Here is a 25,666-nt window from a genome sequence, read left to right on the forward strand (position 1 = left end):
GGGTAGTATGAGCGAAAATGTATACCAGTTTATCGATGTACAACGTGTTGATCCGCGTAAAAAGCCAATTTCAGCACGTAAACAATCTTTCGTAGAAATCTACGAGCCATTTTCTGAGACACAAGTTAACTCACAGGCGGATCGCTGTTTAGATTGTGGTAACCCGTACTGTGAATGGAAATGCCCAGTACATAACTATATTCCACAATGGTTAAAGCTCATTCGTACTGGCCGTATTTTAGAAGCGGCAGAGCTGTCTCACCGTACAAATAGCTTACCAGAGGTGTGTGGTCGAGTATGTCCACAAGATCGCTTGTGTGAAGGCTCTTGCACACTTGAAGAAGAGTTTGGTGCTGTCACTATCGGTAATATCGAAAAGTACATCACTGATACGGCATTTAAAATGGGCTGGAAACCAGATATGTCGTATGTGGTATGGTCTGACAAAAAAGTGGCTATCATTGGTGCAGGCCCAGCTGGTTTAGGTTGTGCGGATATTTTAGTACGTAACGGTGTTAAGCCTGTGGTGTTTGACCGTCACCCAGAAATCGGTGGTCTTCTTACGTTTGGTATTCCTTCATTCAAACTTGAAAAAGAAGTAATGCAAAAGCGTCGTGAAATTTTCACTGAAATGGGTGTCGAGTTTCAGCTAAACACTGAAGTTGGCGTTGATATTACGCTTGATGAAATCTTAGCAGAATATGATGCCGTATTCTTAGGTGTTGGTACTTATCAAAGTATGCGTGCAGGCCTTGAAAACGAAGATGCTGATGGTGTGTTTGATGCACTGCCGTTCTTAATTGGTAACACAAACCGAGTAATGGGCTATGCAGAAGATAAGCAAGCTTATATCGATATGGCGAACGAAAAAGTCGTTGTGTTAGGCGGTGGTGATACAGCAATGGACTGTGTGAGAACCTCCATTCGACAAGGTGCTGCAAAAGTAACCTGTGCGTATCGTCGTGACGAAGAAAACATGCCAGGCTCAAAGCGCGAAGTTAAAAATGCCCGTGAAGAGGGTGTAGAATTTACCTTTAACGTTCAACCTAAAGGTATCGTGGTTGACGAGCAAGGTAAAGTTGCTGGCGTTAAGATGGTGAAAACGCAACTTGGTGAGCCGGACGAAAATGGTCGTCGTCGTGCTGAAGAAGTAGCAGGTTCTGAGCATGTTATTGAAGCAACCAAAGTGCTCATGGCGTTTGGTTTTAAACCTCATAAAATGGATTGGCTAGAACCGTATGGTGTTGAAATCAATCACTGGGGTGGTATCAATGCACCAGAAAAAGGTGAATTTACTCACCAAACAACTAACCCGAAAATCTTTGCTGGTGGCGATATTGTCCGCGGCTCAGATTTAGTGGTAACGGCTATTTTCGAAGGCCGAAATGCCGCTGAAGGGATTATGGATTACTTAGACGTTTAACTCTAAAGCGCCATTCAACATTTTTAAAAGCAAGCTACCGAGCTTGCTTTTTTGTTGCCTATTTTTTAGCTGTTTTGAGAATCAAATTCGAGTGCTTTTTATAGAAGTACTCAGATTGCGAGAGGTCATCAAGCCTGTGAGCAAGGTTTGCTAAATTATAAAAATTAGTGGCAACTAGTTCATAATTATCGCTGTTTTCTAATAACGCTTGTGCTTTTACTTGATGATGCATTGATTGTTCAAGATCATTAAGCGTGTCGTATAGTGAACCTAAATTGCTATGGCTTTGTGCTTGTAGGTTTTTGTCTTCAAGCTCATTTGCAAGTGCTAAGGCTGCCATATAATGATTTTTTGCTTCTATTGTTTTTACTTGGCGACGGTAGTTGATCCCTAGCTCTTTTTGAATGTGGTATTGGTCTTTTTTACTCAAACTAGCAAGCTTTTGTAATGGCGATAGCAGTTCTATCGCCTCGTTATAATGACCTTGTTTACGTAAAAGAGGCGCTTGTGCCATAGCAATTTCGGGGGTCGATGTAGCGGTATTATTATCTTTGTATTGCTCAAGAATAGTGAGTGCTTCACTGAGCTTGCCTTGGTTCTCAAGGTCAGTGACTTGATTTAATAGAGTGCTTGGCAGTGAAGCTGCTACACACAAGAAAGACAGTAAATACGTAGCAATAAGTAAAGAGTATTTCATTTGCAGTCAGAATAAGCTTAATGTGTGCTTATACTAACCAGCAAATGTGTGCAAATTATGGAGCGGCTACCAACAGCCTGTCAGAGAGCTTTTCACTCTATTAGTGTGCTGTTTAAGCAATAAATAACTAATACCAACAAGTAATGTATGGCCTATTGCAAATACAATTAACCATGACGAAAAGTCGAGTGTTAATTGATTAACAGCTAGCATGCTAATTAACATTAATACTAAAGATGAATTTAACACAGTTTGTAGTAACTGCTTAAAGCGTAAATGCTTCCAACGACTCCAAATAACCAACAAAAATGCGGTAGTCGGGAGGGCAATTAAAATACATTCAAATAAAATAACGATTAATTGCGCACCTTGATAAGCTGAATCAGCTGTTGAACCCTGTGAATGGTTTGAACTCAGCGCAATCAAGCCAAGCACTAAAGCGGTAAACATATTTTTAATATTCATTTCTAAACTCTAAACAACTTAAACTCTCAACAGTATTAATTATCAACTTATGCATGTGCGCTAATAAGCTCTTTGGCATTCGCTCGTGCCATTTTACTAATGTTGTCGCCAGCAAGTAGTCGGGCAATTTCATCGATACGGCCATCTTTTGAAAGTTTATTCATTTGTGTAAAGGTTTCGCCGTTTGCAATTTCTTTGGCTACAAAAAATTGCTGATGCCCAGAACTTGCAACCTGTGGCAAGTGAGTTACACAAATAACTTGGGTCGATTTACCTAGCTGGCGTAATAGCTTGCCGACTGCAGAAGCAGTAGGGCCTGAAATACCTACATCAACTTCATCGAAAATGAGGGTCGGCGTTGTAACACGCTGAGCAATAATTACCTGAATAGCTAAACTAATGCGCGATAACTCACCACCAGAGGCCACTTTAGACAGTGCTTGTAGCGGTTGACCCGGGTTGGTCGATACCAAGAACGACACAGTATCAAAACCCATTGCACTTGGTGCTTTATCGCTAGCTTGTTGAATATCAATAGCAAACTTGCCGTTTTCCATCGATAAATTCGCCATGCTATCACTAATTAACTGATTAAGCGTATCTGCATAACTATGGCGGCTTTCACTTAATAGTTGAGCTGCTTGTTTGTACTGCTCAAGGGCATCGCTGATTTCGCTTTCAAGTGCCACAAGGCGGTCGCTGTTATAACTAATTGATGCTAATTCTTCAGAGATTGACTGGTGAAACTCAACAAGCTCTTCTGGCTTTATGTGATGTTTACGGGCAAGATCCATAGCACCTGTTAAACGAGTTTCAACTTCGTCTAAGCGTGCTGGGTCTAAGTCGGTAACATCAACATAGCTGCGTATCTCGCGGCTTGCTTCTTCAACTTGAACGGCAGCTTCACTCAGTAGTGATGCTATGCTAGATAAGCTCTCATCGTAGCTTGCTAGCTCTGCAAATTGTTGAGCACTATGTTGCAATAATGAACACGCACTTTGCTCATCACTTTCGTATAAGTGTTGTAGCTCACGTTGGCATGACTCTAAAATAGTCTGGCTATGGCTTAGTTTATGATGCTCAGCTTCAATCTCTTCAAATTCACCCGGTTGCAGAGCAAATTCATCAAGTTCGGCTACTTGATACTCAAGTAATTGCTTTTGAGCTGCCTGTTGCTGCTGTTGTTGTTCAAGCTGGTTAAATTCTTTGAGTAAGGCTTGGTAGGCTTTAAAGCGTTCTTTAACATCAGCTAATAACTGATTGTGGCCGGCATAGGCATCAAGCAGATGTAGCTGGTGTTCAGCTTTTAATAAATGTTGATGGGCATGTTGCCCGTGAATAGAAATTAAGTACTGACCTAACTCTTTTAACTGTGCAGCGGTAACTGAGCTGCCATTAATATAGCTTTTGCTACGGCCATTTTTGCAAATAACACGGCGTAGTAAACATTCGCCTTCGTTGTTTGAGAGTAAATGTTGCTCTAAAAAGTGTTGGGCAAGAGGGAGTTGGCTAATATCAAATTGTGCGCATATTTCTGCACGATCAGTACCAGGGCGAACGGCACCAGCATCAGCGCGTTCACCTAAACATAAAGAGAGGGCATCAATTGCAATTGATTTACCCGCACCTGTTTCACCTGTAATGGCTGTCATACCATTGTGCCACTCAGTACTTAAATTACTTACAATGGCAAAGTTTTTAATTTCTAACCCGATTAACATACTGTTTATCCATCCAGCTAATTAACTGTTAATTTATACAGTGTTTTCGGGTTTTGCAAATTAAATTTTTAAGCTTTGCTTAATTCTGACAATTGATTTTCTGGTGTGGAATCATCTGACGCTTGTGTGCTCTGGGCTGGCGGCTGATCGTCTTGTAAATCGGCGGGGGGCTGATATTTAATTACTTCAATGAGTGATGGAAGGGACTCTTGGTAAAACGCTTTGTTATATTCAATACCATTGTAAGGTAATTCAGCCATGAAATACTGTAACCTGTCTGCAAGCTGATCAATCTGTTCTGGGCTTTGTGCTTTACTGGCTTCCATAATGATTGTGTTAAGCAGTAAATCACTAATGTATTCAAGATATGTGAGGTTTTCTTCGTTATGGGCTTGCACAACAAAGTAATTGCTAGTGATCATGCTCAAACGCGAGATGTTCTTCGGACGAATGATTTTACTCTCGCTGAAATCAATTAACTTATCTTTAAAATCATTATTGATTTCTTTTACTCGTTGATTAAAACGTTTTTTTTCAGCTTCAATAGCCTTGCGACGGTTGCTCTCAACCATCCAGTAACAACCTAGCAAGGTGATCAGTAATAACAGAGCAAGAAAAACGATATAGCTCATTTCGCCTTAGAATCCTTAAAATAATACAGCATTAAGTTTGATTATTTTGCGCTATTCAATGTGCCTTGGCAATCAATTGAGATAAAAAAGCCGCTTAAAATAAGCGGCTTCCCCAGTTTAATTTTTTTCTTAATACATTGTAGTAAGAGTATTCTTTAGGGTGGATCAAGCGCAGACGCTTATCTGCTTTTTTTATCACCACTTCATCGCCAGGTAATACAGCTAAAACCACATGGCTGTCACAACTGACTTGCAGGCTATCAGTATTTTCAAGACTGAGCTTTAAACGCACTTCGTTATCAGCATCAACCACAAGAGGGCGGCTTGATAATGTGTGCGGGAACATAGGCACAAGTGAAATCGCATTAAGCTCTGGCGTCAAAATCGGCCCGCCACCAGATAATGAATAAGCAGTTGAACCAGTTGGGGTTGAAACAATTAAACCGTCTGAGCGTTGCGAGAATACAAAGTCGTTGTTGATAAAGGCCTCAAACTCAATCATGTGGGCAACTTTATCAGCATGAAGTACTGCTTCATTCACTGCCAAGTTTGCACTTTTGAGTTCGGCATGGCGATATACTTCAACTTCAAGCAAGAAGCGTTTTTCTTCGAGGAACTGGCCACTTAATACTTGTTCAAGGCTGGCTTCGAAACCTTCTGGGTTTAAATCAGTTAAAAAGCCTAGATTACCACGGTTTACACCAATTACGGCAACATCAAAACGCGCTAAAACTCGAGCTGCGCCAAGCATATTGCCATCACCGCCGACGACTATGGCTAAGTCTGCACGTTCACCTAAATCGACCAATTTAACAAGGTTTTCTCGGGGAAGATCTTCAAGTTGGCGGCCGGTGCGCTGTTCTACTAGCACTTCAAAACCCAAGGCTCGCAAAAATGTGTGCAGGCGAGCAAGTGTGGCAGCTGCCCCGCTGTGATTAGGTTTGCCAATTAAACCTATGGTTTTAAACGGTGAATCCATGTTATTTGCACTTAAACTTTCATATCGCTAGATTACATTAAAAATTAATGCTTTGAAAATAACTTGAAATAAACTTGCGGCGCCCAAATATCCACTGGCAAGAAGCAAGATGTATAAATTATGAAATTAAATCCGCGTGACCAACAAATTTTTTCAGCTGTAATGAGCCTTTACTGTAACGGTGAAGGCCAGCCTGTTGCCTCTACCCGAATTGCCAAACAAAAAGGCATGGCGGTATGCTCGGCAACGGTTCGTAACGCAATGGCACGACTTGAAAAAGAAGGCTTGCTTTATTCGCCACATACTTCTGCTGGCCGCGTACCTACCAATGCTGGGTTTGATTATTGGCTTACTGAGTTTTTTGCTCTGCCTGAAATTGCAACATATTGGCAGCCCGAGCAAGCACAATTAGTTGAGCTCGCCCATGGTTTGAGTCAGCGCTATAAAGTGTGTTGTTGTGTGGGCTTACCTCAAGTCAGCTCACAGCTGGTCTTTCGAGTAGAGGTGCTTGATTTTGATGGTAGCAATTGGCTTATTCTACTGATCGATAGAGCAGGGCAAAGCCATAACATTTGCATTACCAAACCTGAAGATTCATCGGATGTCGTTCGTTACCAGTTTGCTACTTGGCTTAATACCGTATTTAGCCAGCAAACCTTAATGGAAGGCTTATATCGAATGCAGGCAATGGCAGCCACTGCACCACATAATTGCCATGACTCTTTAACACAATGGACTCGGCAATTAAGTCAAAAGCTTGGTTCCGATAACAGCATTGTGGTAGGTGAAAACTACCTTTACCGCCAAGTTGATTGCCAAACCAGCTTAAATATTGGTGTATCGTTTTTAAATTTTGTTGAAGACAAACTCGCATTTAAAAATGGGTTATCGGTGTTAAACACAGAACAATTGCCATTTACAGACTGTAATGAGTTGATGGTGATCAGCGTTCCTTATTTCAATAACCATGAATACCAGAGCCGATTTTGCGTAATTTGTCCAAAATCAGCGCAAATAGAAGCAATCATCCAAGAATTTAAGTTAATCGGCTCATCAGCCTCTTGAATCTTTTAATTCAATCCCCATAATTACCGCAGTTGTAAAGAATTGGAGCATGTAAGCTATGTCTGAGCAGACAAAATCACCAGAGCAAGAAGTTGAACTAAACGAAGAATTTGAACAAATGCAAGCTGAAGTAGAAGCTGCAGAAAAAGCGGCTGAACAAGTTGACGGCGAAGAAATGAGCCCTGAAGCTGAAATCGCACTACTACACAGCGAATTAGAAGCGGCTAAACAAACAATCAACGATCAAAAAGACAGTGTTGTTCGTGCTGCTGCAGATGTTGAGAACATGCGTCGTCGTGCCGCTCAAGATGTAGAAAAAGCGCATAAATTTGCACTTGAAAAGTTTGCTAACGAATTACTACCTGTTATCGATAACCTAGAGCGTGCGATTGAGTTCTCTGATAAAGAAAATGAGCAGCTTAAGCCTGTGCTTGAAGGTATCGAAATGACTGTTAAGAGCTTTAATGATGCGGTATCAAAATTCGGTGTTGAAATTGTTAACCCACAGGGTGAACAATTTAACCCTGAATTCCATCAAGCAATGTCAATTCAGCCAAGCAATGATGTAGCGCCTAATACGGTTCTTGCAGTAATGCAAAAAGGTTATACATTAAATGGCCGTTTATTACGCCCTGCAATGGTTATGGTATCGAAAGAAGCTGAATAAGCTCTAAAGAGATATAAAAAATGCCTGTTAATTACAGGCATTTTTTTTATTACAATTGTGTTCAATATTTAAGTCGATTGGTATCGTTTTCGATGCCAAAGCTGTACAAGTAAGATCAGTATCAGTGCGCTGAACATCATAGCAGAAAATGGAATCGCACTTTGTGGGTGAACAAAAGCAAGGATAGGCCCAACTAAAGCGCCACTGCCGAATCTCAGGGTACCAATAACAGCTGTTGCAGTGCCTGACTTTTCCTCAAATTGCATCAGTATTAATGAGTCTGCATTACTCGCGACAATACCCAAGCTCATCATCAGTGGTGCGATGGTAGCAACGATAAAATACAGCGATAAATGCATCACACTGAATAACAACAATGCCCCGCCAGACACAAAGCCAATACCTAGCCCAATAAATAACAGTTTACGAGAACCTAAGCGCGGCACTAAACGTGTATTCATAAAGTTACCGAACATTAAAGCCAGCACGTTAAAGGCGAATAACACACCGAACAATTGTTCATCTACTTTGAAGAAATCGAGATATACATAAGGTACCGATGTTAAAAAGCAAAAGAATGCAAATGAGGCAAACATTGAGCTGGCAATATCGGCAAGGGCACTACGACGAGAAAATACCGTTTTATAACTATTAAAGAACAGTGCCAAACCACGTTGCTGACTCTTAAAGATTGGAATATCGATTAAATGAATTTGCACCAAAGCTAAAATGGCAAAACTGTAAGCAGCTAATGCAATGAAAATAACCTGCCATGTTGAAATTCCCATGATTAATGAGCCTAGAGTAGGCGCAATTAACGGGGCAACCATCATAATCATCGAGACATAAGACATGCCCTTGGCGGTGTTCTCTCGGTAAATGTGGCGAATAATACCTGGCACTACGACTGTCGCAGCGGCACCTGTGAATGCTTGCACGGCTCTTAAAGACCAAAATAATTCGATGTTGGTACAAAATGCCAGTGCTAATGAGCTGATCCCAAATAGTGCTAAGCCCACCTTTGCGAGTAATCGTCTACCAAGTTCATCGGCTATCGGGCCAAAAAACAACATACCCAGAGCATAACCCGCCAAATAAATACTGAGCGAGATTTGCACATTTGGCATGGTAGTTTGTAAGTCGTTGGCAATCACCAACATTGCCGGTAAATATAAATCAATTGCTAAAGGCGTAATTGCGACAATACTTGCCAGTAAAGGTAATAAAATGCGTTTATTTAAAGTCTCAGGGGAAGGCATTGTTTACTCATTCATCAAACATTAGGTCACTATTGTAGCAGTGTGAGTCACTGTGGTGAACTTAGTTTGCCTGCTAAGTAAAAGAATTAACTAAATGATAACAAGTGAGCGGGTGATTGTTCATTTTCATATAAAATTAAGCAATGCTTTGCTATATTAGCCACAATTACACTAAGTATTTGAAGGACTAGTATGAAAAAGTTAATCATGGCAGTGTTAGCCACCGCTGTTTTAGCTGGCTGTAAAACCTCTCCAACAGGGCGTACACAAATCGCGCTTTATTCAGACCAACAAATGAGCCAAATGGGTCAAGCAAGTTTTGCTGAAATGAAAAAAACACAACCTGTTAATACCGATCCTGGCGTCAATGCTTATGTGAAATGTATTGCCGATGATGTTATTGCCGTTTTACCTAACGAGTATGCAAAGCAATCGTGGGAAGTAGTCGTGTTTGAAGAAGACTCAGCAAACGCATTTGCATTACCGGGGGGTTATATTGGCGTTCATACAGGTTTATTAAAAGTTGCTGTAAATCAAGATCAACTAGCAACGGTACTAGGTCACGAGGTTGCACACGTTATTGCTGAGCATTCTAATGAACGTGTATCACAAAATGCATTGTTACAAACAGGTCTGCAAGTTGGTGGTGCAGCACTTGATATGGGTAATGTGCAATATCGCGGTGAGATCATGCAAGCTTTAGGTTTGGGGGCACAGTATGGTGTTGTCTTACCGTTTAGTCGCTCACATGAATCAGAAGCAGATATTGTTGGCTTAGATTTAATGGCAAAAGCAGGGTTTAACCCAGAGCAATCTGTATCGCTTTGGCAAAATATGAGTGCTGCGGGCAGTAGCGGTACTCCAGAATTTATGTCGACTCACCCTGCACCGGGTAACCGCATTAAAGAGCTTCAAAAGCACATGTCGGATGCATTAAAAGCCCAACAAGCCGCTAAAGCAAAAGGCAAAACCCCACAGTGTAAACTGTAATTAAATCTTCCCAGAGCTGCTTATGCAGCTCTTTTTGTTTCATTTTTCGTCGATGTCTATTATCATCAAATAACTATCTGATTTAATAATAAAAACAATTAAATGGAATTAATATGAAGTATTCTATCCCTACTTTTTTGCTATGTACTTTAGTGTCTTTAACCGCCTGTAAAAGCACCAAACAGCAGCAAACTCAAGCAATTGCCTTAAAGCCTACACCTCCTATAGCGTTAAATGCAGTGCATTTTGCCCTTGGAGTTGAAGCAGATAAAGTTCAACGTGATTGTGTCATGCTTGATAAGTTAGCTAATTCAATTACTGATTCAGCAAAAAATTATTTAGTAACATTAGTTGAACAACAAGAAAAATCCAAAGCAGAGTATGTCGTTGAAGCGAAATATATTGAAATAAACTCGCATAGATGGGTTTTTCCATCGGTGAGACCAAGCTCATCAGCAACATTACATGTGCAACTTAAAAAAGGTGATGAGATTATAGCTAAAACAACGAAGGAAATTGGTTCAGGAGTTGCTTTTGGTGCCTGCGACCGTTTAGAGAAAATAGCTGTTGCAGGTGGTCGCTATGTGTCTAAATGGACTTCTAATCAATTTAATTAAAACAAAGCCCGTATTCTAGCTGACTATACAGGCTTTAATTTTTTCAGCTTTCAGCTTATTAGAACGTCCACTCAACGTGAAGTTGTGGTACTGACTCAGTTGTGTCTGTACCTAGCTTGTTGTGCCAGTATTGCCACTCAAGGCCTAGCAGTAAGGTATTTTCTTTCATGCTCATTGCGTGACCTAAATCCCACGTAATGATTGGCTGCGCTAAAATCCACGCTTTAACATCTTCGCCAAATTCATTTTCACGCTCTGCAATGTATTCTACATGGCCTGTTACGTTGAACTTTTGTGAGCCAATAGTAAATGGGTAGCCCCAAGCAACATCAATCATCCAGCTGTTTGTTTCAGTTGGTGCGCCACCGCGTGCTACGCCTTCACTGTCATCGATGTAAGCGGTAAATAAAGTAGATAAAAAGCTAAAGCCCGGTGCTTGCCAGCTAAGCTTTACACCAGGTAAATACTTAAGAACTTTCGAGTCACCTGCGGCATTAAAACCTGCCGTTAAACCCACATCAGCAATTGCGCCGTATGAGAAATCACTGCCAGAGATTTTTGATAAGCTAAATGTTGAATACCACTCACCGTAAAAGTCTTTATCTTGATAGCCATCTTGACGGTCGTCGTCGCTGTAATCAATAAAAAAGAAGTTGTCGCCATAGTCATAACCAGACGCATGCTGTAGTGATACAACCGTGGTGTTTGACTTAGTTAATGAAAACGGGTTTTTGTGTTCACCGTTATTAACGTGTAATTGCGTAGAGCTCCAATTAGCGGCATAGCCAGAAGTACTTACTGCACAAAGCGCAGCAACAGAAAGGATCTTTTTCAAGTTCATATCTCAATATTGATGGTGTAAAGGGGGATACAAAGGTTGGATTATAGCAGATACGCCCATATTTGGGCGTATCTTAAGAAAAATTATTTAAGTTATGCTTTATTTCGGCGTAAGCAAATTACTGCAACGGCAGTAAAGGCAAGAATAAAGCAGTAGTAAGAAGAGGTAGAGACTTCCCATGGGCTAATTTTGAATGTTGCGCCGAGTAGAAGTGCTTGTGCGCCATACGGCAATGAGCCTTGCGTAACACAAGCAAAAATATCAAGTAAGCTTGCTGAACGCTTGCCTGTAATTTCGCCATCATCTGCTAATTTTTTAGCAATTGGGCCTGCAACAATAATAGACACGGTATTATTGGCAATACATAAGTTACTAGTCATAACCAGTGCAGCAATACCTAATTGATCTGCTACTTTACGGTGCCATTTTGCAATGATTTTTGTAATTGCCTGAATTTTGTTAGCAATATAATCAAGACCACCATTAATACGGATAAACTCTGAAAGACCGCCAATAAACATCGATAGCAAGAAAATTTCCTGCATGTCAGTAAAGCCTTTATAAACATCTTTAACAAAACTCGCACCTTCATAGCTGCCAGTAAAGCCCATAAGTGCAGCGAAGATTATACCGCTAAACAGCACCACGAATACGTTAAAGCCCATTACCGCGAGCACTAAGATAAAGGCATAAGGTAATACTAGTAAGATATCGAAGTCTTGTGTCTCTACAGCTTCTGCAGCAGGCGTTAAGAAGAATAACAAGCCGATAGTTAATGCCGCAGCAGGTAAGGCGATTTTTAAGTTCTCACGAAATTTATCTTTCATTTCACAGCCTTGCGTGCGGGTTGCAGCAATAGTTGTGTCAGAGATGATTGATAAGTTATCACCAAACATGGCACCTGATACAATCGTGCCTGCCATCAGGGATGGATCAATGCCTGTTTTTTGGGCGACGGCATAAGCAATCGGGCCAATCGCACCGATAGTACCCATTGAAGTACCCATCGCAGTCGACACTACCGCAGCAATTAGAAATAACCCAGGTAGTAACAGAGCAGGTGGAATAAGTGATAAACCGGCATTAACTACGGCATCAACACCACCGGTTGCACCAGCAACCGCAGAAAATGCACCGGCAAGCAAATAAATCAAACACATAGTGATGATGTTGCTATGGCCCGCACCTTTAATAAAGGTTTCAACACTGTGGTTGATGGTATTTTTATTTAAGATAAACGCCAGCATGATAGCTGGCAAAATTGCCACTGGAGCAGGCAATTGATAGAAGGCGTAATCGACACCTTGAGACTGTAAGTATAAGCCAGCGCCTAAAAATAAGCCGACAAACACCAAAAGCGGCAGCAAAGAAAGCTTTGCTTTTGTTTTATTAAATGATGGCTGCATCATATTCCTCGTTAGATAACCAATAACACAGCCAAACACTTCTTTTAGCTGTATTTAGTTGTGTCTAAAAGACATCAACAGCGCCCGCAAGCCAAAGACCAAATCGGCGCAAAGGAAGAAGTTTAAATGTATAGATGGCTAAATGCAAAGACTATCTGTTATTATTGTTGTTCTATTAATAAATCTAAAATTAGCTCTGTATTTTTTATAAGCTAACCTGACTATTACATGAGTTTTCGATAAAATCCAGCCAGCTAAGAAGAATAGATAAGGTAACTATATGAACCGCATAGGTGTATTTGGCGCAAACGGCCGCATGGGACTTGCACTTTTAGAAGCTGTCTCAAAAAAAGATGACGCAACATTAACGGGCGCGTACGTCCGTGATAACTCGCCACTTTTAGATATTGCGGTTAATCAATTGAACAGCGCTGCATCATCAGATGTAACATTTAGTAAAGAAACTGACGTAAAAGATGCTGATGTATTGATTGATTTCACTTTACCGGCAGGAATGCGCAACCATTTAAAAACAGCGGTCGAAAAAAATATCGCCATGGTAATTGGTACTACGGGCCTTAACCAAGATGATCTTGATGCGCTTAATGAAGCGGCGAAACACATTCCGATTGTTTTTGCCCGCAACTATAGCGTAGGTGTGAATTTACTGCTTAACTTAGTGCAGACTGCGGCTGTGAAGTTTGGCGATGACATGGATATCGAAATATTTGAAGCTCATCATCGTCACAAAATCGATGCGCCATCAGGAACTGCATTGGCAATTGGTGAAGCTATTGCCGAGGCAAAAGGTTGGCAGCATGATGAGGTCGCGCGTTTTGATAGAAGCAATGACGAACACGCAAAATCGCAAAATGAAATAGGTTATTCAGTCATGAGAGGCGGAGATATAGTAGGTGAACACACCGCATATTTCGCAACTTCTGGCGAAAGGCTAGAATTAACTCATAAAGCAAGTTCAAGAATGACCTTCGCGTTAGGTGCCGTAAGAGCTGCGGGCTGGTTGAAAAATAAACCAGCTGGACTTTATGACATGCAAGATGTGCTTGACTTGAAGTAGTTTAGTTTCTTTTTTGGCAGTTTCAGTGAATTTTTAGTTAATAACGCTTATTTTTACTATTTTATTAATTAAGATTAGATCTGAAAGCTAAATTACTGTAGAATAGCGCCAATTTGCCAAAAATTCATAAATGCGTGTTTCCAATCGCTATAAACGGGCAGTAGAGCAAATGACTTTACTCCCGTTTTTTACTGTTAGGAGGTTAACTTGACTAAATCCGCTCTGTTAGTCCTAGAAGACGGCACAGTGTTTCGCGGTACTGCAATCGGCGCTGACGGCATGTCAGTCGGTGAAGTAGTATTCAATACGTCTATGACTGGTTATCAAGAAATTTTGACTGACCCTTCATACGCGGAACAAATCGTAACTTTGACGTACCCACATATCGGTAATACGGGTACTAACAGCGAAGACGAAGAAGCGGGTCAAATCTGGGCTAAAGGCCTAGTGATCCGTGATTTGCCACTGCTAGCAAGTAATTTCCGTAACGAGCAATCGTTAAGTGATTACTTAAAAGAACGCAATATCTTAGGTATTGCTGACATCGACACTCGTAAATTAACACGTATCTTACGTGATAAAGGCGCTCAAAATGGTTGTATCATTGCAGGCGACGAGTTAGATGAGAATAAAGCGCTTGAAGCTGCGCAAGCCTTCCCAGGCTTAAAAGGCATGGATTTAGCAAAAGTTGTCTCAACCAAGGAAAATTTTGAGTGGCGCGAATCAAGCTGGACGTTAGGTTCAGGCTTTAAAACGCTAGAAGCAGCAGACGAGAAGTTCCACGTTGTTGCTTATGACTTCGGTGTTAAACGTAATATCTTACGTATGTTAGTTGACCGCGGTTGCAAATTAACCGTTGTTCCTGCACAAACATCTGCAGAAGACGTACTGGCATTAAACCCAGACGGTATCTTCTTATCAAATGGCCCAGGCGATCCTGAGCCGTGTACTTACGCGATTGAAGCAATTAAAACTTTCCTAGAAACAGACACGCCAATCTTTGGTATCTGTTTAGGTCACCAATTACTTGCACTTGCTTCAGGTGCACAAACGGTGAAAATGAAGTTTGGTCACCACGGTGGTAACCACCCAGTTAAAGACCTTGACCGCAATGTTGTAATGATCACAGCGCAAAACCACGGTTTCGCAGCTGACGAAGCAACATTACCAGCGAATTTACGTGCAACTCACGTATCATTATTCGATGGCACGCTACAAGGTATTCACCGCACAGACAAGCCTGCATTTAGCTTCCAAGGTCACCCTGAAGCAAGCCCAGGTCCACATGATGCGGCACCATTATTTGACCACTTCATCGACCTGATGCAAGCACGTTCTAACTAATTTAACCGGAGTAACAATGCCAAAACGTACCGACATAAAAAGCATTCTTATCTTAGGCGCAGGCCCGATCGTAATCGGTCAAGCTTGTGAATTTGACTACTCTGGTGCACAAGCGTGTAAAGCACTACGAGAAGAAGGCTTTCGAGTAATTCTTGTAAACTCGAACCCTGCAACTATCATGACTGACCCTGAAATGGCGGATGCGACGTACATCGAACCAATTCACTGGGAAGTGGTAGAGAAAATCATTGAAAAAGAAAAGCCAGATGCAGTACTGCCTACTATGGGTGGTCAAACAGCATTAAACTGTGCACTTGATTTAGATAAGCACGGCGTACTGGCAAAACACGGTGTTGAGCTAATCGGTGCAACTGCTGATGCAATCGATAAAGCTGAAAACCGTGAGCGTTTTGACGAAGCAATGAAGAACATTGGCCTTGAGTGTCCGCGTGCAGAAATCGCTCACTCAATGGAAGAAGCACACGATGTACTTAGCCGCATCGGTTTCCCATGTATCATTCGTCCATCATTCACTATGGGTGGTACCGGTGGTGGTGTTGCATACAACCAAGAAGAATTTGACGAAATTTGTGAGCGTGGTTTAGATTTATCACCAACAAATGAACTTTTAATCGATGAATCATTAATCGGTTGGAAAGAGTACGAAATGGAAGTTGTTCGTGACAAAAACGACAACTGTATCATCGTATGTTCTATCGAAAACTTTGACCCTATGGGTGTTCACACTGGTGACTCAATCACGGTTGCACCAGCGCAAACACTGACTGACAAAGAATACCAAATCATGCGTAATGCATCGATGGCGGTACTTCGTGAAATCGGTGTTGAAACAGGTGGTTCAAACGTACAGTTTGGTGTGAATCCAGTTGATGGCCGTATGGTTATCATCGAGATGAACCCACGTGTATCGCGTTCTTCTGCATTAGCATCAAAAGCAACCGGTTTCCCAATTGCGAAAATCGCTGCAAAACTAGCAGTAGGTTACACCCTTGATGAGCTACAAAACGACATCACTGGCGGTAAAACACCAGCGTCTTTCGAGCCGTCAATTGATTACGTTGTTACTAAGATCCCACGTTTTAACTTCGAAAAATTCGCAGGTTCAAACGACCGTCTTACAACACAGATGAAGTCTGTGGGTGAGGTTATGGCGATTGGTCGTAACCAACAAGAATCACTGCATAAAGCACTACGTGGTCTTGAAGTAGGCGCAACGGGCTTTAACCCAATTGTTGCCCTTGATGATCCGAAAGCAAAAGAAAAAATCATCCGTGAATTACGTGAGCCAGGTGCTGAGCGTATTTGGTACGTTGCTGATGCAATGCGTCACGGTATGAGCGTAGAAGACGTATTCGAATTAACTAAGATTGACCCTTGGTACTTAGTACAAATCGAAGACATCTTAAAAGACGAAGCAACAATCAGCGAAGTAGGTATGGCTGGTCTAAATGCTGAGTTTTTACGTAAGCTTAAGCGTAAAGGTTTTGCTGATGCGCGTATCGCTGAAATTGCCGGTGTTTCTGAAGCAGAAATTCGTAAGAAGCGTCACCAGTTAGATATCGTGCCTGTATATAAGCGCGTTGATACGTGTGCTGCGGAGTTCAGCTCAGACACAGCTTACATGTACTCATCTTATGATGAAGAATGTGAAGCGAATCCATCTGAAAAAGATAAAATCATGGTAATCGGTGGTGGTCCTAACCGTATCGGTCAAGGTATCGAATTCGATTACTGTTGTGTTCACGCAGCATTAGCTTTACGTGAAGACGGCTATGAAACAATTATGGTTAACTGTAACCCTGAAACTGTTTCAACTGACTACGATACATCTGATCGTTTATTCTTCGAGCCAATCACGCTTGAAGATGTATTAGAAATCGTACGCGTTGAAAAGCCAAAAGGTGTTATCGTTCAGTACGGTGGTCAAACACCACTGAAACTTGCTCGTGAACTTGAAGCGAATGGTGTGCCAGTTATTGGTACTTCACCAGATGCAATCGACCGTGCAGAAGACCGTGAGCGTTTCCAACAGCTTGTTGAGCGTCTAGATCTTCTTCAACCAGAGAATGCAACGGTTACTTCTTTAGAAGAAGCGATTGTTAAGTCTGCTGAAATCGGCTTCCCACTGGTTGTACGTCCTTCTTACGTACTAGGTGGTCGCGCAATGGAAGTAGTTTATGATGAAGACGATTTACGTCGTTACATGACTGAAGCAGTATCAGCGTCAAATGAAGCGCCAGTACTACTTGACCACTTCTTAGATAACGCAATCGAAGTTGACGTTGACGCTATCTGTGACGGTGAGCAAGTAATCATCGGTGGTATCATGGAGCACATTGAGCAAGCAGGTGTTCACTCAGGTGACTCAGCGTGTTCATTACCAGCTCACTCACTAACTGCTGAAGTACAAGACGTAATGCGTAAGCAAGTGACTGATATGGCACTAGAGCTTGGCGTAGTAGGTCTGATGAATACTCAGTTTGCTGTGAAAGACGGTAAAGTTTACTTAATCGAAGTAAACCCACGTGCTGCACGTACAGTACCATTTGTTTCTAAAGCGACAGGTATTGCACTTGCTAAAGTTGCTGCACGTTGTATGGCGGGTCAGTCGCTAGCAAGCCAAGGTATTACAAAAGAAGTAATCCCTCCTTACTACAGCGTAAAAGAAGTGGTACTGCCATTTGCTAAGTTCCAAGGTGTTGACCCAATCCGTGGCCCAGAAATGCGCTCAACGGGTGAGGTAATGGGTGTTGGTGAAACTTTCGCCGAAGCATTCGCTAAAGCACAATTAGGTGCAAGCAACACTTTACCACGCGGTGGTCGCGCGTTACTATCGGTACGCAACAGTGACAAACCACGTATCGTTGAACTAGCTAAAACTATGACTGAACTTGGTTTCGAGTTAGATGCAACAGGTGGCACTGCAAAAGCACTTGAAGAAGCTGGCATTGCAGTTCGTCGCGTTAATAAAGTATACGAAGGTCGTCCTCATATTCTTGATAGAATTAAAAATGGTGAATACAGCTACATTGTAAACACTACTGAAGGCCGCCAAGCGATTGAAGATTCGAAGGTGTTACGTCGTGGTGCGTTACAGCATAAGACTAACTACACAACGACTCTGAACGCGGCATTTGCTAACTGTACTGCAAACCAAGCAGACGACCGTAGCAAGGTGACGTCAGTTCAGGAACTACATCAGCGAATGAACTAAGGAAATGTGCCAAGGGCGAGGCAATCGCCCTTGGGATTAAGTGAGAATAATATGCAATCAATTCCGATGACAGTTCGTGGTGCAGCATTACTGCGCGAAGAACTTAACGAATTAAAAACAGTTACCCGTCCAAAAATCGTTGCTGATATCGCTGAAGCACGTGAGCACGGTGATTTGAAAGAAAACGCTGAATACCATGCTGCTCGTGAGCAACAAGGTTTCTGCGAAGGCCGTATTCAAGAAATTGAAGCGAAGCTTTCAAATGTGCAAATCATTGATGTAACTAAAATGCCTAACACAGGTAAAGTTATTTTTGGCACAACGGTTACTATCGTTAATGTTGAAACCGATGCTGAAGTAAAATACCGAATCGTAGGCGATGACGAAGCAGATATCAAAAACAATCTGATCTCTGTTAACTCACCAATCGCGCGTGGTTTAATTGGTAAAGAGGTAGATGATGCCGTTATCATTAAAACGCCAAACGGTGAAGTAGAGTACGAAATCATTGAAGTTGAGTATATTTAGTAGCTTAACCAAGCATTGAGAAAAACCGCAGTTCATACTGCGGTTTTTTTATGCCTGTTTACAGGCGTGGATTTATTCGGTACGTTGGCTACAAGACTGTTGCAATGAAGGAGTAATAATGGCGAAAATTCAGTATCCTAAACCGCTTGAGCAAGGTGATAAAATAGCCATATGTGCTTTTTCATCAGGTGTTGATAAAGCCTTTCATGAGCGCTTAGACATAGTACTTAATGGCTTAACAGCCAAAGGTTTTACTGTTGTTGAAGGTGCCTGTTTACGACAAGAGCATAATAGCGCTAAGCAACGTGCTGATGAGCTAATGCAGTATTTAACTGATGATTCAATAGCAGCCATTATGCCGCCATGGGGCGGTGATCTTACCATGGAAATTTTACCTCTTCTGGATTTCAATGCCATAAGTAAAGCAAGGCCTAAATGGTTGGTTGGCTTTTCAGATATCAGCACGTTTGCATGTGCATTAACAACTCGTTGTGGCTGGGCAACTTTGCACGCTGCAAATTTAATGCAAATTCATCCTGACGATCCCGATGTTTATTTAGCAAATATATTCAGTGTCATGTCACTTGAAGAAAAACAGCAACTACATCAAGTCGCGTCGCCTTTTTATCAGCAAAAGCCTATTGATTATAAAGCTAAGCCTGATGCTCAATTTGACTATACCGCTCCAAGCCAATGGCGATGTATTAACTATAAAGATAAACGCCAAATTGAAGTGTCTGGACGTTTAATTGGCGGCTGTTTAGATACGTTAGGTCTGTTGTTACCCTCAAATTACTATGCATTGCATGAATTTAAAAAGCAGTATGCGCCTGAGGGGTTAATTTTATACCTAGAAAATGCAGAGCTTAGTCCGATGGCCCTTGCACGTTGTTTGTTATCGTTAAAGTTGAATGATGTTTTTACTGATGTAAATGCGGTGGTATTTGGCCGCAGCCCTGCAATTAATAACGACTGCTACTTTGATGAATACCAAGCAATAGAGCTCGCATTTAAAGGTAATTTATTCCCAGTTATCGTTGATGCCGACATTGGCCACGTAGCCCCAAATTTAGCACTAATAAATGGAGCTGTTGCCATAATAACAGCAGATTTGTGTGAAGGTATGGCGAGTAATGTGGTTGTGAAGACTGATCTAAAATAACAATTATGCAGGCCAAGCCTGCATAATCTTTAGGCTTTAAACTACAGTAATCACCGCATCTTTATCTAAGCGCGATTTTGGTAATGCAGCATTATAATCTTGCTCTGGCTCGTGATAACCAATAGCGAGTGCCACTTCACATACATAACCATCTAACTCATCAGCGAATAGCTCACCGAGTAAGTCTTTATCGACACCCTCCATCGGTGTTGAATCTAAACCTAAACGAGCCACTGTATGCATGGTATTACCTAATGCAATGTAGGTTTGAGCTTTAGTCCAAGCGGCGTTAACACCTTGCTCATCTGTATTTAAATCAACAAAGGCGAAGGCACCAAAAGCCTGCTCTTTGTTTTCAGCTTTTGTCCGGCCATTAGCAATATCGGCATCAATTACTTTTTCATAATCAGCACGTTTATAGCTTGGGTTATAAGCAAATAAAATGGTGTGTGATGCCGCTTTTGCATGAACTTGGTTAAATTGAAACTTATTTGCAAAACTATCATGCAGACGCTGTTTACCTTGCTCTGATTCAATTACCACAAATTTCCATGGTTGAGAATTAATAGACGATGGCGACAGGCGTAATGCTTCTATAATTACAGCTAAGTCTGCTTGGCTAATTTGTTTTGAAGCGTCGTAACGTTTACTTGTATAACGGCGTTGTAAGTCAGAAATGATTGGGTGTGTCATGATTTGCTCCCGCATGTATAACAATTAGGTGCAGTTTACGCCTTGCATACTTTACGATAAAGCGCATAATCGAATAAACATTATCAAAAATTTTTAGTTAATATGTTGGTTGAAGATCTCAAATTAATCCTCAAGGTTGCTGAGTTTCGTAGCATTACAACCGCAGCAGCCAAATTAGACATGCGAGCCGCTACCGCCAGCGCTGCAATTAAACGTGTTGAAGCAGCGCTGGGTGCTGAGTTATTTGTTCGTACAACTCGTCATTTGCGCTTATCTGCGGCTGGGGAGCGCTTTTTACCTCAGTGTCAGCAAGCCGTGCTCATGCTTGAGCAAGCCACACTTGCGTTAAAAGGTGAGCATGATGAAATTGAAGGGGAGCTCAGGGTTGCACTATCTTCAGACTTTGGCCGCAACATCATTATCCCATGGTTAGATGAGTTACTTGATGAGTATCCAAAGCTGAGTATGCGCCCGCATATTAGCGATAGTAATGTCGACTTTTACCGAGACTCCGTTGATTTTGCACTTAGGTATGGCTCGCCATCTGACTCAAATTTATATGGCTTTAAAATTTGTAATGTTCCGCGGCTGTTATGTGCAACCCCAGAGTACATTGCCGAACATGGCGCGCCGACACATCCAGATGAATTAAATCAGCATCAAGGTCTATTTTATCAACTACAAGATATCATCAATAATGTTTGGGAATTTACCGATGGAACAGAGCGTTTTAAAGTGAAAATGCAAGGCCGTCGAGCATCTAATGATGGAGATTTGGTAAGGCGTTGGTGTGTGGCTGGTAAAGGCCTAGCGGTTAAATCATGTATTGATATCAGTGATGATTTACTAAGTGGGCGGGTAGTGCCAGTGATGCAAAATTATCCTCACTTATGTGCAGAGCTTTGGCTAATATGCCCAAGTCGACAGTCCATTACACCCGCGGTTCGCCTAGTGCGTGATATATGCCGAGCAAAAACCAAGGCAATCCTCAATCAACTGATTGAAAAAGGCATATTAGATAAGCGGGTACTCGATAACTAATTACTTTAGGTATAGAATAGCTTGGCTTATTCATCTTATTGATTAAGCAACATTCTCAGGGCGGGGTGAAATTCCCCACCGGCGGTATACTTTAAATTTAAGTGAGCCCGCGAGCGCTTTAACTTTGGTTAAAGGTCAGCAGATCTGGTGAGAGGCCAGAGCCGAGGTCTTATACCCAAACCACCTCAATATTCGAGGTTCAGTTGGAATTAAAAGCGATTTAGGCAAGGCATTGATTGCAAAGAATGGCTATTCCCTTGTTAAAATCAATAACGCTGAATAAATCGCTTTTAAACCAACCCGAAGGGCGCTTCTCAGGAACTTACTCTCTGTGTTGTTACTTTTTAAAAGGGAGTGCCATTTCTACAAAATAACGCCTTGATATTAAGCCCCTGAGAAATGCTGAATTCTGAATATTGAGGTAGTTTGGGTATATTTGGATGAAAGAGAACATAGTTTATCTATAAAATAGTAATTGGCTGCCTGTGGGTGGTCTTTTTTGCTGTGCCTTTCAATGTCCTGAATCTTTTCATATTTAATTTAATAGGTATTAAAAATGATGATTCAGTCTTCTTTACTCAGCCAATTTGGCGAACCACTTGAACGCGTTGAACGTGCGATTGCTGCTTTGCAGCAAGGTGAAGGCGTACTTGTGGTAGATGACGAAAACCGTGAAAACGAAGGTGATTTTGTGTACTCAGCACAGCACCTGACCACAGAGCAAATGGCCATGATGATCCGTGAAGGTAGCGGTATTGTGTGTCTTTGCATGGGCGATGAGCGTGTTAAACAGCTTGATTTACCACAAATGGTTGAGCATAACACCAGTCAGAACAAAACAGCGTATACAGTGACCATTGAAGCTAAAACGGGCGTGACAACTGGCGTTTCAGCGGCTGATCGTGTAACCACCATTAAAGCGGCAACAGCTGACAATGCAAAGCCTGAAGACTTATCTCGTCCAGGACATGTGTTTGGACTGCGAGCACAAACCGGTGGGGTATTAGTGCGCCGTGGCCATACCGAGGCATCGGTTGATTTAATGCAGTTAGCGGGTTTAACACCGTTTGGTGTTATTTGCGAATTAACGAATCCAGATGGTTCAATGGCTCGCTTGCCTGAAGTTAGCAAGTTTGCCAGTGAGCACAATATGCCCGTTGTATCGATTGAAGATTTAGTTGCTTATATCCAAGCAACGCAAAAACAAGCATGTTAAAAGCTTTAAGCTATAAGCTGTAAGTAAAAAGTGAGGCCACTCTTGTGGCCTTTATTTATTGTAATTTCTCAATCGCTTGTTTAGCACTTTCACTGTCAGGATTAAGTTTTAGCGCACTTTTGTAACTTGCTAATGCTTTTTGTTTATCACCAGCTGCTAAATATGCTTCACCTAAACTGTCAAACGTATTTGCTGATTCTGGATAAGATTGATTATTGAGTTCAAACACCGTGATTGCGGCGTCTAGCTCATCCATCTGCATTAATTCATAGCCAAAGTAGTTTAGCGACCTTTCTCTAGGCGTATTACCCTCACTCACCATTTGCTGATAGCTATTCTTCAGTCCTGCAATACCTTCACGTTTAAATGCGTTATAAAGTTTACTATCTACATGCTCTGTCGCTTTTTCGTAGGGTTTGCCATAGTAGATTGCAAGTAAGCCATTAGTCATGGGTGTGAGTGGCGCACCACCGGTGTTATTTAAAATGACAACCAGTAATTTGTCTTCGATTATTCTACTTATAAACGCATTAAAACCATTGATGCCACCGCCATGTTGAATACGGGTTAGCGGTTTTCCGTAGGTGCTTTTATCAAGGTTTGTAACTTCCCAACCAAGTGCATAATTTCTTTGCTCAGAAATTTGATACATCTGTTTTTTATATTCGTTGTTCAATAACTTACCTGTGTAGAGAGCTTGATCCCATTTTAGTAAATCTCGTGCTGTTGAATACATTGACCCAGCAGCATACGGGATAGACATATCTAAATAATCAGTATTGCTATAACCTGCTAGGCCATTGTCGTAACCCGATACGCGAAATTTAATGATTTTATTGTGAGAATCATAGCCTGTACTCTTCATATCGAGTGGATCTAAAATATTCTTCTGCAATACGTCTTGATATTTTTGACCTGTTACCTTTTCGATTACCGCACCCAAAATAAAATAGCCAGAATTGCTATAACGAAATTCAGTGCCAGGCTCGAACACTAGATCATCACTACATAATAAGCGAATAAATTCATCAACACTGTAAGGGTTTCGGCTGTACTCATCACGAAAAGATTTTGCCTGAGTATAATTTCCAAGACCAGAGGTGTGATTAAGTATTTGGCGAAGGGTAATTTTAGTGGCTATATCTTTTCTGTAATCAGGGAGGTATGTTGCAAGGTGATCATCGAGTTTAAGTTTTCCATCTTGTGCCAATTGCAGAATTAACATGGCGGTAAATTGTTTGGTAATTGAACCAATTCTAAATTTACTTTTATTACTATGTCTTATATCCCATTCAAAGTTGGCATAGCCAAAGCTTTGTTCAAACAGTACGTTTCCATCCTTAGCAACTAATACATTGCCATTAAACTGCTTAAAGTTATGAAAGCCACTAATAAAGTCAGCCATCTCTGCTTGCATGTTTTGGCTATGTGCGAGGCTTGAAATTACGACTAAATAAAAAACTACAAGCAACCTTAGTTTATTAAAGAATATGTTCATTGCTGTCCTTGTTATTTGTTGGTTACATTAATCGATGTAAAACCTCATTGCGCATGGCTTGATTAATAAGGCTTACCATTCTGGTGTGGTTCAAATTACTGTAATGCACTATGGATACACTCTTATTTTGAAGTGCTTGCCAATAACTAGCGGGGCTTATTGGGTCTGCGTTACTAACATAGAGTGTGGTTCTATTAGCTGATTGTTTGCCGTTCAGTAGGGCGATTAAATCAAGCTGTGTTTCATCAATACCACTGTTTTGAATTACATTTTTTGCTGCATTTTTAAAATCATTATCCTTGACAAAGTAGCTTAAGGTTGGGTGATAACTTTTAGCTACGGACATTAATGCGGTGTCAAAGTGCATCATTGGTGCAACCATTATCTGTTGCTTTACATTAGACATCTGCTTTGCAAATTGCATAGCAGCAATACTGCCCATTGAATAACTTAAAATATCAATTTGTTGGTATTGGTTGTTATTTAAATAATGTTGTAATACATCTAGACTATTTAGACCAAACTTGAATTCATTATACTGATTGCTCGCAGGCATGAGGATGACATCTTTGCCGGTAAAATGGCTAAGCCAACGGGCTTGAAAGCTGTAACCCATGCTATTTACACCGTAACCAGGGAATAGCACAATTACATTTGAGGAGTTTGAGGTTGCTTGATTACTCAAATCCAGTTCAGATTTAAACTCTTCCCTTTTATTGTTACTCTTTAAAACTAAACTTAAATTGAGATTGCCCACTTCCAAAAAATGCTTATTTAAGTCGCTTTGTGAAAATAATCGAAAATCTAGGCATTGCAAATCGTTGATACAAGAGTGTGTTGGGGCTCCGGAAAATATGACCATGTTTTCCATACCGTCAAATGATACTTCTTGTGCCGGTTGAGTGATTTGATAAGCAATAAAACTTTGACAACCACTGAGGACTGAAATATAAAAAATGCAGAGGATAAAGCGCATAATTCCCTTTGTTGTTATTGTAGTATTTCCATTAATCACAACAACTTACCAATCACGGCTAGCGCATTTTAATCCCAGATTCTAACAGGGTTGAGCGATAATCATCGTCTAGCCCTGCCATTTTCTTTTTTCT

Annotated in this window: 23 protein-coding genes and 1 riboswitch; of the genes, 12 read left to right on the top strand and 11 right to left on the bottom strand. The window is 41.3% G+C overall.

Features of this window, described 5'->3' with window-relative positions:
* Positions 1-7: 7 nt before the first annotated feature.
* Positions 8-1,423 carry an FAD-dependent oxidoreductase gene (locus HUS62_RS07855; RefSeq protein WP_058585227.1) on the top strand — a complete coding sequence of 472 codons (1,416 nt, stop codon included), beginning with the start codon at positions 8-10 and terminating at the stop codon, positions 1,421-1,423.
* 58 nt (positions 1,424-1,481) lie between these two features.
* On the opposite strand, the gene HUS62_RS07860 is transcribed toward HUS62_RS07855, so the two are convergent.
* The 5 genes from HUS62_RS07860 to nadK form a co-directional block, all read right to left on the bottom strand.
* Entirely contained in the window at positions 1,482-2,120 is a 639-nt protein-coding gene (locus HUS62_RS07860; protein ID WP_175079085.1) for a hypothetical protein, read from the bottom strand.
* A gap of 66 nt (positions 2,121-2,186) precedes the next feature.
* On the bottom strand, positions 2,187-2,585 hold the full coding sequence (locus HUS62_RS07865) for a hypothetical protein (protein ID WP_175079086.1): 399 nt from the start codon (positions 2,583-2,585) through the stop codon (positions 2,187-2,189).
* 47 nt (positions 2,586-2,632) lie between these two features.
* A complete protein-coding gene (recN, locus tag HUS62_RS07870) occupies positions 2,633-4,306 on the bottom strand; it encodes a DNA repair protein RecN (RefSeq protein ID WP_054561711.1) in 1,674 nt (557 codons plus the stop codon).
* A gap of 68 nt (positions 4,307-4,374) precedes the next feature.
* The gene (locus HUS62_RS07875) at positions 4,375-4,938 is read right to left on the bottom strand and encodes a hypothetical protein (protein WP_175079087.1); all 564 of its coding nucleotides are present in this window, start codon (positions 4,936-4,938) and stop codon (positions 4,375-4,377) included.
* A gap of 94 nt (positions 4,939-5,032) precedes the next feature.
* Complete coding sequence (gene nadK, locus HUS62_RS07880; protein ID WP_054561709.1) at positions 5,033-5,917, bottom strand: NAD(+) kinase; 885 nt, start codon at positions 5,915-5,917, stop codon at positions 5,033-5,035.
* A 120-nt stretch (positions 5,918-6,037) separates the two neighbouring features.
* Here nadK and HUS62_RS07885 point away from each other — a divergent pair, with 120 nt between their 5' ends.
* Positions 6,038-6,982: an HrcA family transcriptional regulator gene (locus HUS62_RS07885; protein WP_175079088.1), complete on the top strand. Its 945-nt coding sequence runs from the start codon at positions 6,038-6,040 to the stop codon at positions 6,980-6,982.
* A gap of 58 nt (positions 6,983-7,040) precedes the next feature.
* A complete protein-coding gene (grpE, locus tag HUS62_RS07890; protein WP_054551515.1) occupies positions 7,041-7,649 on the top strand; it encodes a nucleotide exchange factor GrpE in 609 nt (202 codons plus the stop codon).
* A 68-nt stretch (positions 7,650-7,717) separates the two neighbouring features.
* On the opposite strand, the gene HUS62_RS07895 is transcribed toward grpE, so the two are convergent.
* Positions 7,718-8,908, bottom strand: coding sequence for a Bcr/CflA family efflux MFS transporter (locus tag HUS62_RS07895; protein WP_055022171.1), 1,191 nt, complete (start codon positions 8,906-8,908; stop codon positions 7,718-7,720).
* 192 nt (positions 8,909-9,100) lie between these two features.
* On the opposite strand from HUS62_RS07895, the gene HUS62_RS07900 reads away from it, so the two are divergent.
* Together HUS62_RS07900 and HUS62_RS07905 are read left to right on the top strand one after the other, a co-directional pair.
* Positions 9,101-9,898 (top strand): M48 family metallopeptidase, encoded by a 798-nt coding sequence (locus HUS62_RS07900; protein ID WP_054561706.1) that lies wholly within the window; start codon positions 9,101-9,103, stop codon positions 9,896-9,898.
* A gap of 113 nt (positions 9,899-10,011) precedes the next feature.
* Positions 10,012-10,515 (top strand): hypothetical protein, encoded by a 504-nt coding sequence (locus tag HUS62_RS07905; RefSeq protein ID WP_175079089.1) that lies wholly within the window; start codon positions 10,012-10,014, stop codon positions 10,513-10,515.
* A 58-nt stretch (positions 10,516-10,573) separates the two neighbouring features.
* Here HUS62_RS07905 and HUS62_RS07910 read toward each other — a convergent pair whose 3' ends face one another.
* Positions 10,574-11,356, bottom strand: coding sequence for an outer membrane protein OmpK (locus HUS62_RS07910; protein WP_175079090.1), 783 nt, complete (start codon positions 11,354-11,356; stop codon positions 10,574-10,576).
* Between the two features lie 92 nt (positions 11,357-11,448).
* Positions 11,449-12,762: a Na+/H+ antiporter NhaC family protein gene (locus HUS62_RS07915; RefSeq protein ID WP_054561704.1), complete on the bottom strand. Its 1,314-nt coding sequence runs from the start codon at positions 12,760-12,762 to the stop codon at positions 11,449-11,451.
* A 280-nt stretch (positions 12,763-13,042) separates the two neighbouring features.
* Here HUS62_RS07915 and dapB point away from each other — a divergent pair, with 280 nt between their 5' ends.
* The 5 genes from dapB to HUS62_RS07940 all read left to right on the top strand — a co-directional run bounded on the left by dapB (position 13,043) and on the right by HUS62_RS07940 (position 20,109).
* Positions 13,043-13,840, top strand: coding sequence for a 4-hydroxy-tetrahydrodipicolinate reductase (gene dapB, locus HUS62_RS07920; protein ID WP_175079091.1), 798 nt, complete (start codon positions 13,043-13,045; stop codon positions 13,838-13,840).
* A 207-nt stretch (positions 13,841-14,047) separates the two neighbouring features.
* Complete coding sequence (gene carA / locus HUS62_RS07925) at positions 14,048-15,184, top strand: glutamine-hydrolyzing carbamoyl-phosphate synthase small subunit (protein WP_055020805.1); 1,137 nt, start codon at positions 14,048-14,050, stop codon at positions 15,182-15,184.
* Between the two features lie 16 nt (positions 15,185-15,200).
* A complete protein-coding gene (gene carB, locus HUS62_RS07930; RefSeq protein ID WP_175079092.1) occupies positions 15,201-18,419 on the top strand; it encodes a carbamoyl-phosphate synthase large subunit in 3,219 nt (1,072 codons plus the stop codon).
* Positions 18,420-18,470: 51 nt separating this feature from the next.
* Positions 18,471-18,947 carry a transcription elongation factor GreA gene (gene greA, locus HUS62_RS07935; protein WP_054561700.1) on the top strand — a complete coding sequence of 159 codons (477 nt, stop codon included), beginning with the start codon at positions 18,471-18,473 and terminating at the stop codon, positions 18,945-18,947.
* A gap of 118 nt (positions 18,948-19,065) precedes the next feature.
* A complete protein-coding gene (locus HUS62_RS07940) occupies positions 19,066-20,109 on the top strand; it encodes a S66 peptidase family protein (RefSeq protein WP_175079093.1) in 1,044 nt (347 codons plus the stop codon).
* 36 nt (positions 20,110-20,145) lie between these two features.
* Here the strand turns inward: HUS62_RS07940 and HUS62_RS07945 are convergent, their stop codons facing one another.
* A complete protein-coding gene (locus HUS62_RS07945) occupies positions 20,146-20,802 on the bottom strand; it encodes a nitroreductase family protein (RefSeq protein ID WP_175079094.1) in 657 nt (218 codons plus the stop codon).
* 102 nt (positions 20,803-20,904) lie between these two features.
* On the opposite strand from HUS62_RS07945, the gene HUS62_RS07950 reads away from it, so the two are divergent.
* Positions 20,905-21,843 carry a LysR family transcriptional regulator gene (locus HUS62_RS07950; protein ID WP_175079095.1) on the top strand — a complete coding sequence of 313 codons (939 nt, stop codon included), beginning with the start codon at positions 20,905-20,907 and terminating at the stop codon, positions 21,841-21,843.
* Positions 21,844-21,890: 47 nt separating this feature from the next.
* A riboswitch (FMN riboswitch) is annotated at positions 21,891-22,047 on the top strand.
* Between the two features lie 358 nt (positions 22,048-22,405).
* On the top strand, positions 22,406-23,059 hold the full coding sequence (gene ribB, locus HUS62_RS07955) for a 3,4-dihydroxy-2-butanone-4-phosphate synthase (protein ID WP_105180530.1): 654 nt from the start codon (positions 22,406-22,408) through the stop codon (positions 23,057-23,059).
* Between the two features lie 55 nt (positions 23,060-23,114).
* Here the strand turns inward: ribB and HUS62_RS07960 are convergent, their stop codons facing one another.
* Together HUS62_RS07960 and HUS62_RS07965 are read right to left on the bottom strand one after the other, a co-directional pair.
* Positions 23,115-24,557, bottom strand: a complete 1,443-nt coding sequence (locus HUS62_RS07960; protein ID WP_175079096.1) for a serine hydrolase domain-containing protein — start codon at positions 24,555-24,557, stop codon at positions 23,115-23,117.
* A 22-nt stretch (positions 24,558-24,579) separates the two neighbouring features.
* The gene (locus HUS62_RS07965) at positions 24,580-25,572 is read right to left on the bottom strand and encodes an alpha/beta hydrolase (protein WP_175079097.1); all 993 of its coding nucleotides are present in this window, start codon (positions 25,570-25,572) and stop codon (positions 24,580-24,582) included.
* Positions 25,573-25,666: the final 94 nt, after the last annotated feature.

The organism is Pseudoalteromonas sp. 0303 (genome assembly GCF_013349995.1).
Taxonomy (GTDB): domain Bacteria; phylum Pseudomonadota; class Gammaproteobacteria; order Enterobacterales; family Alteromonadaceae; genus Pseudoalteromonas.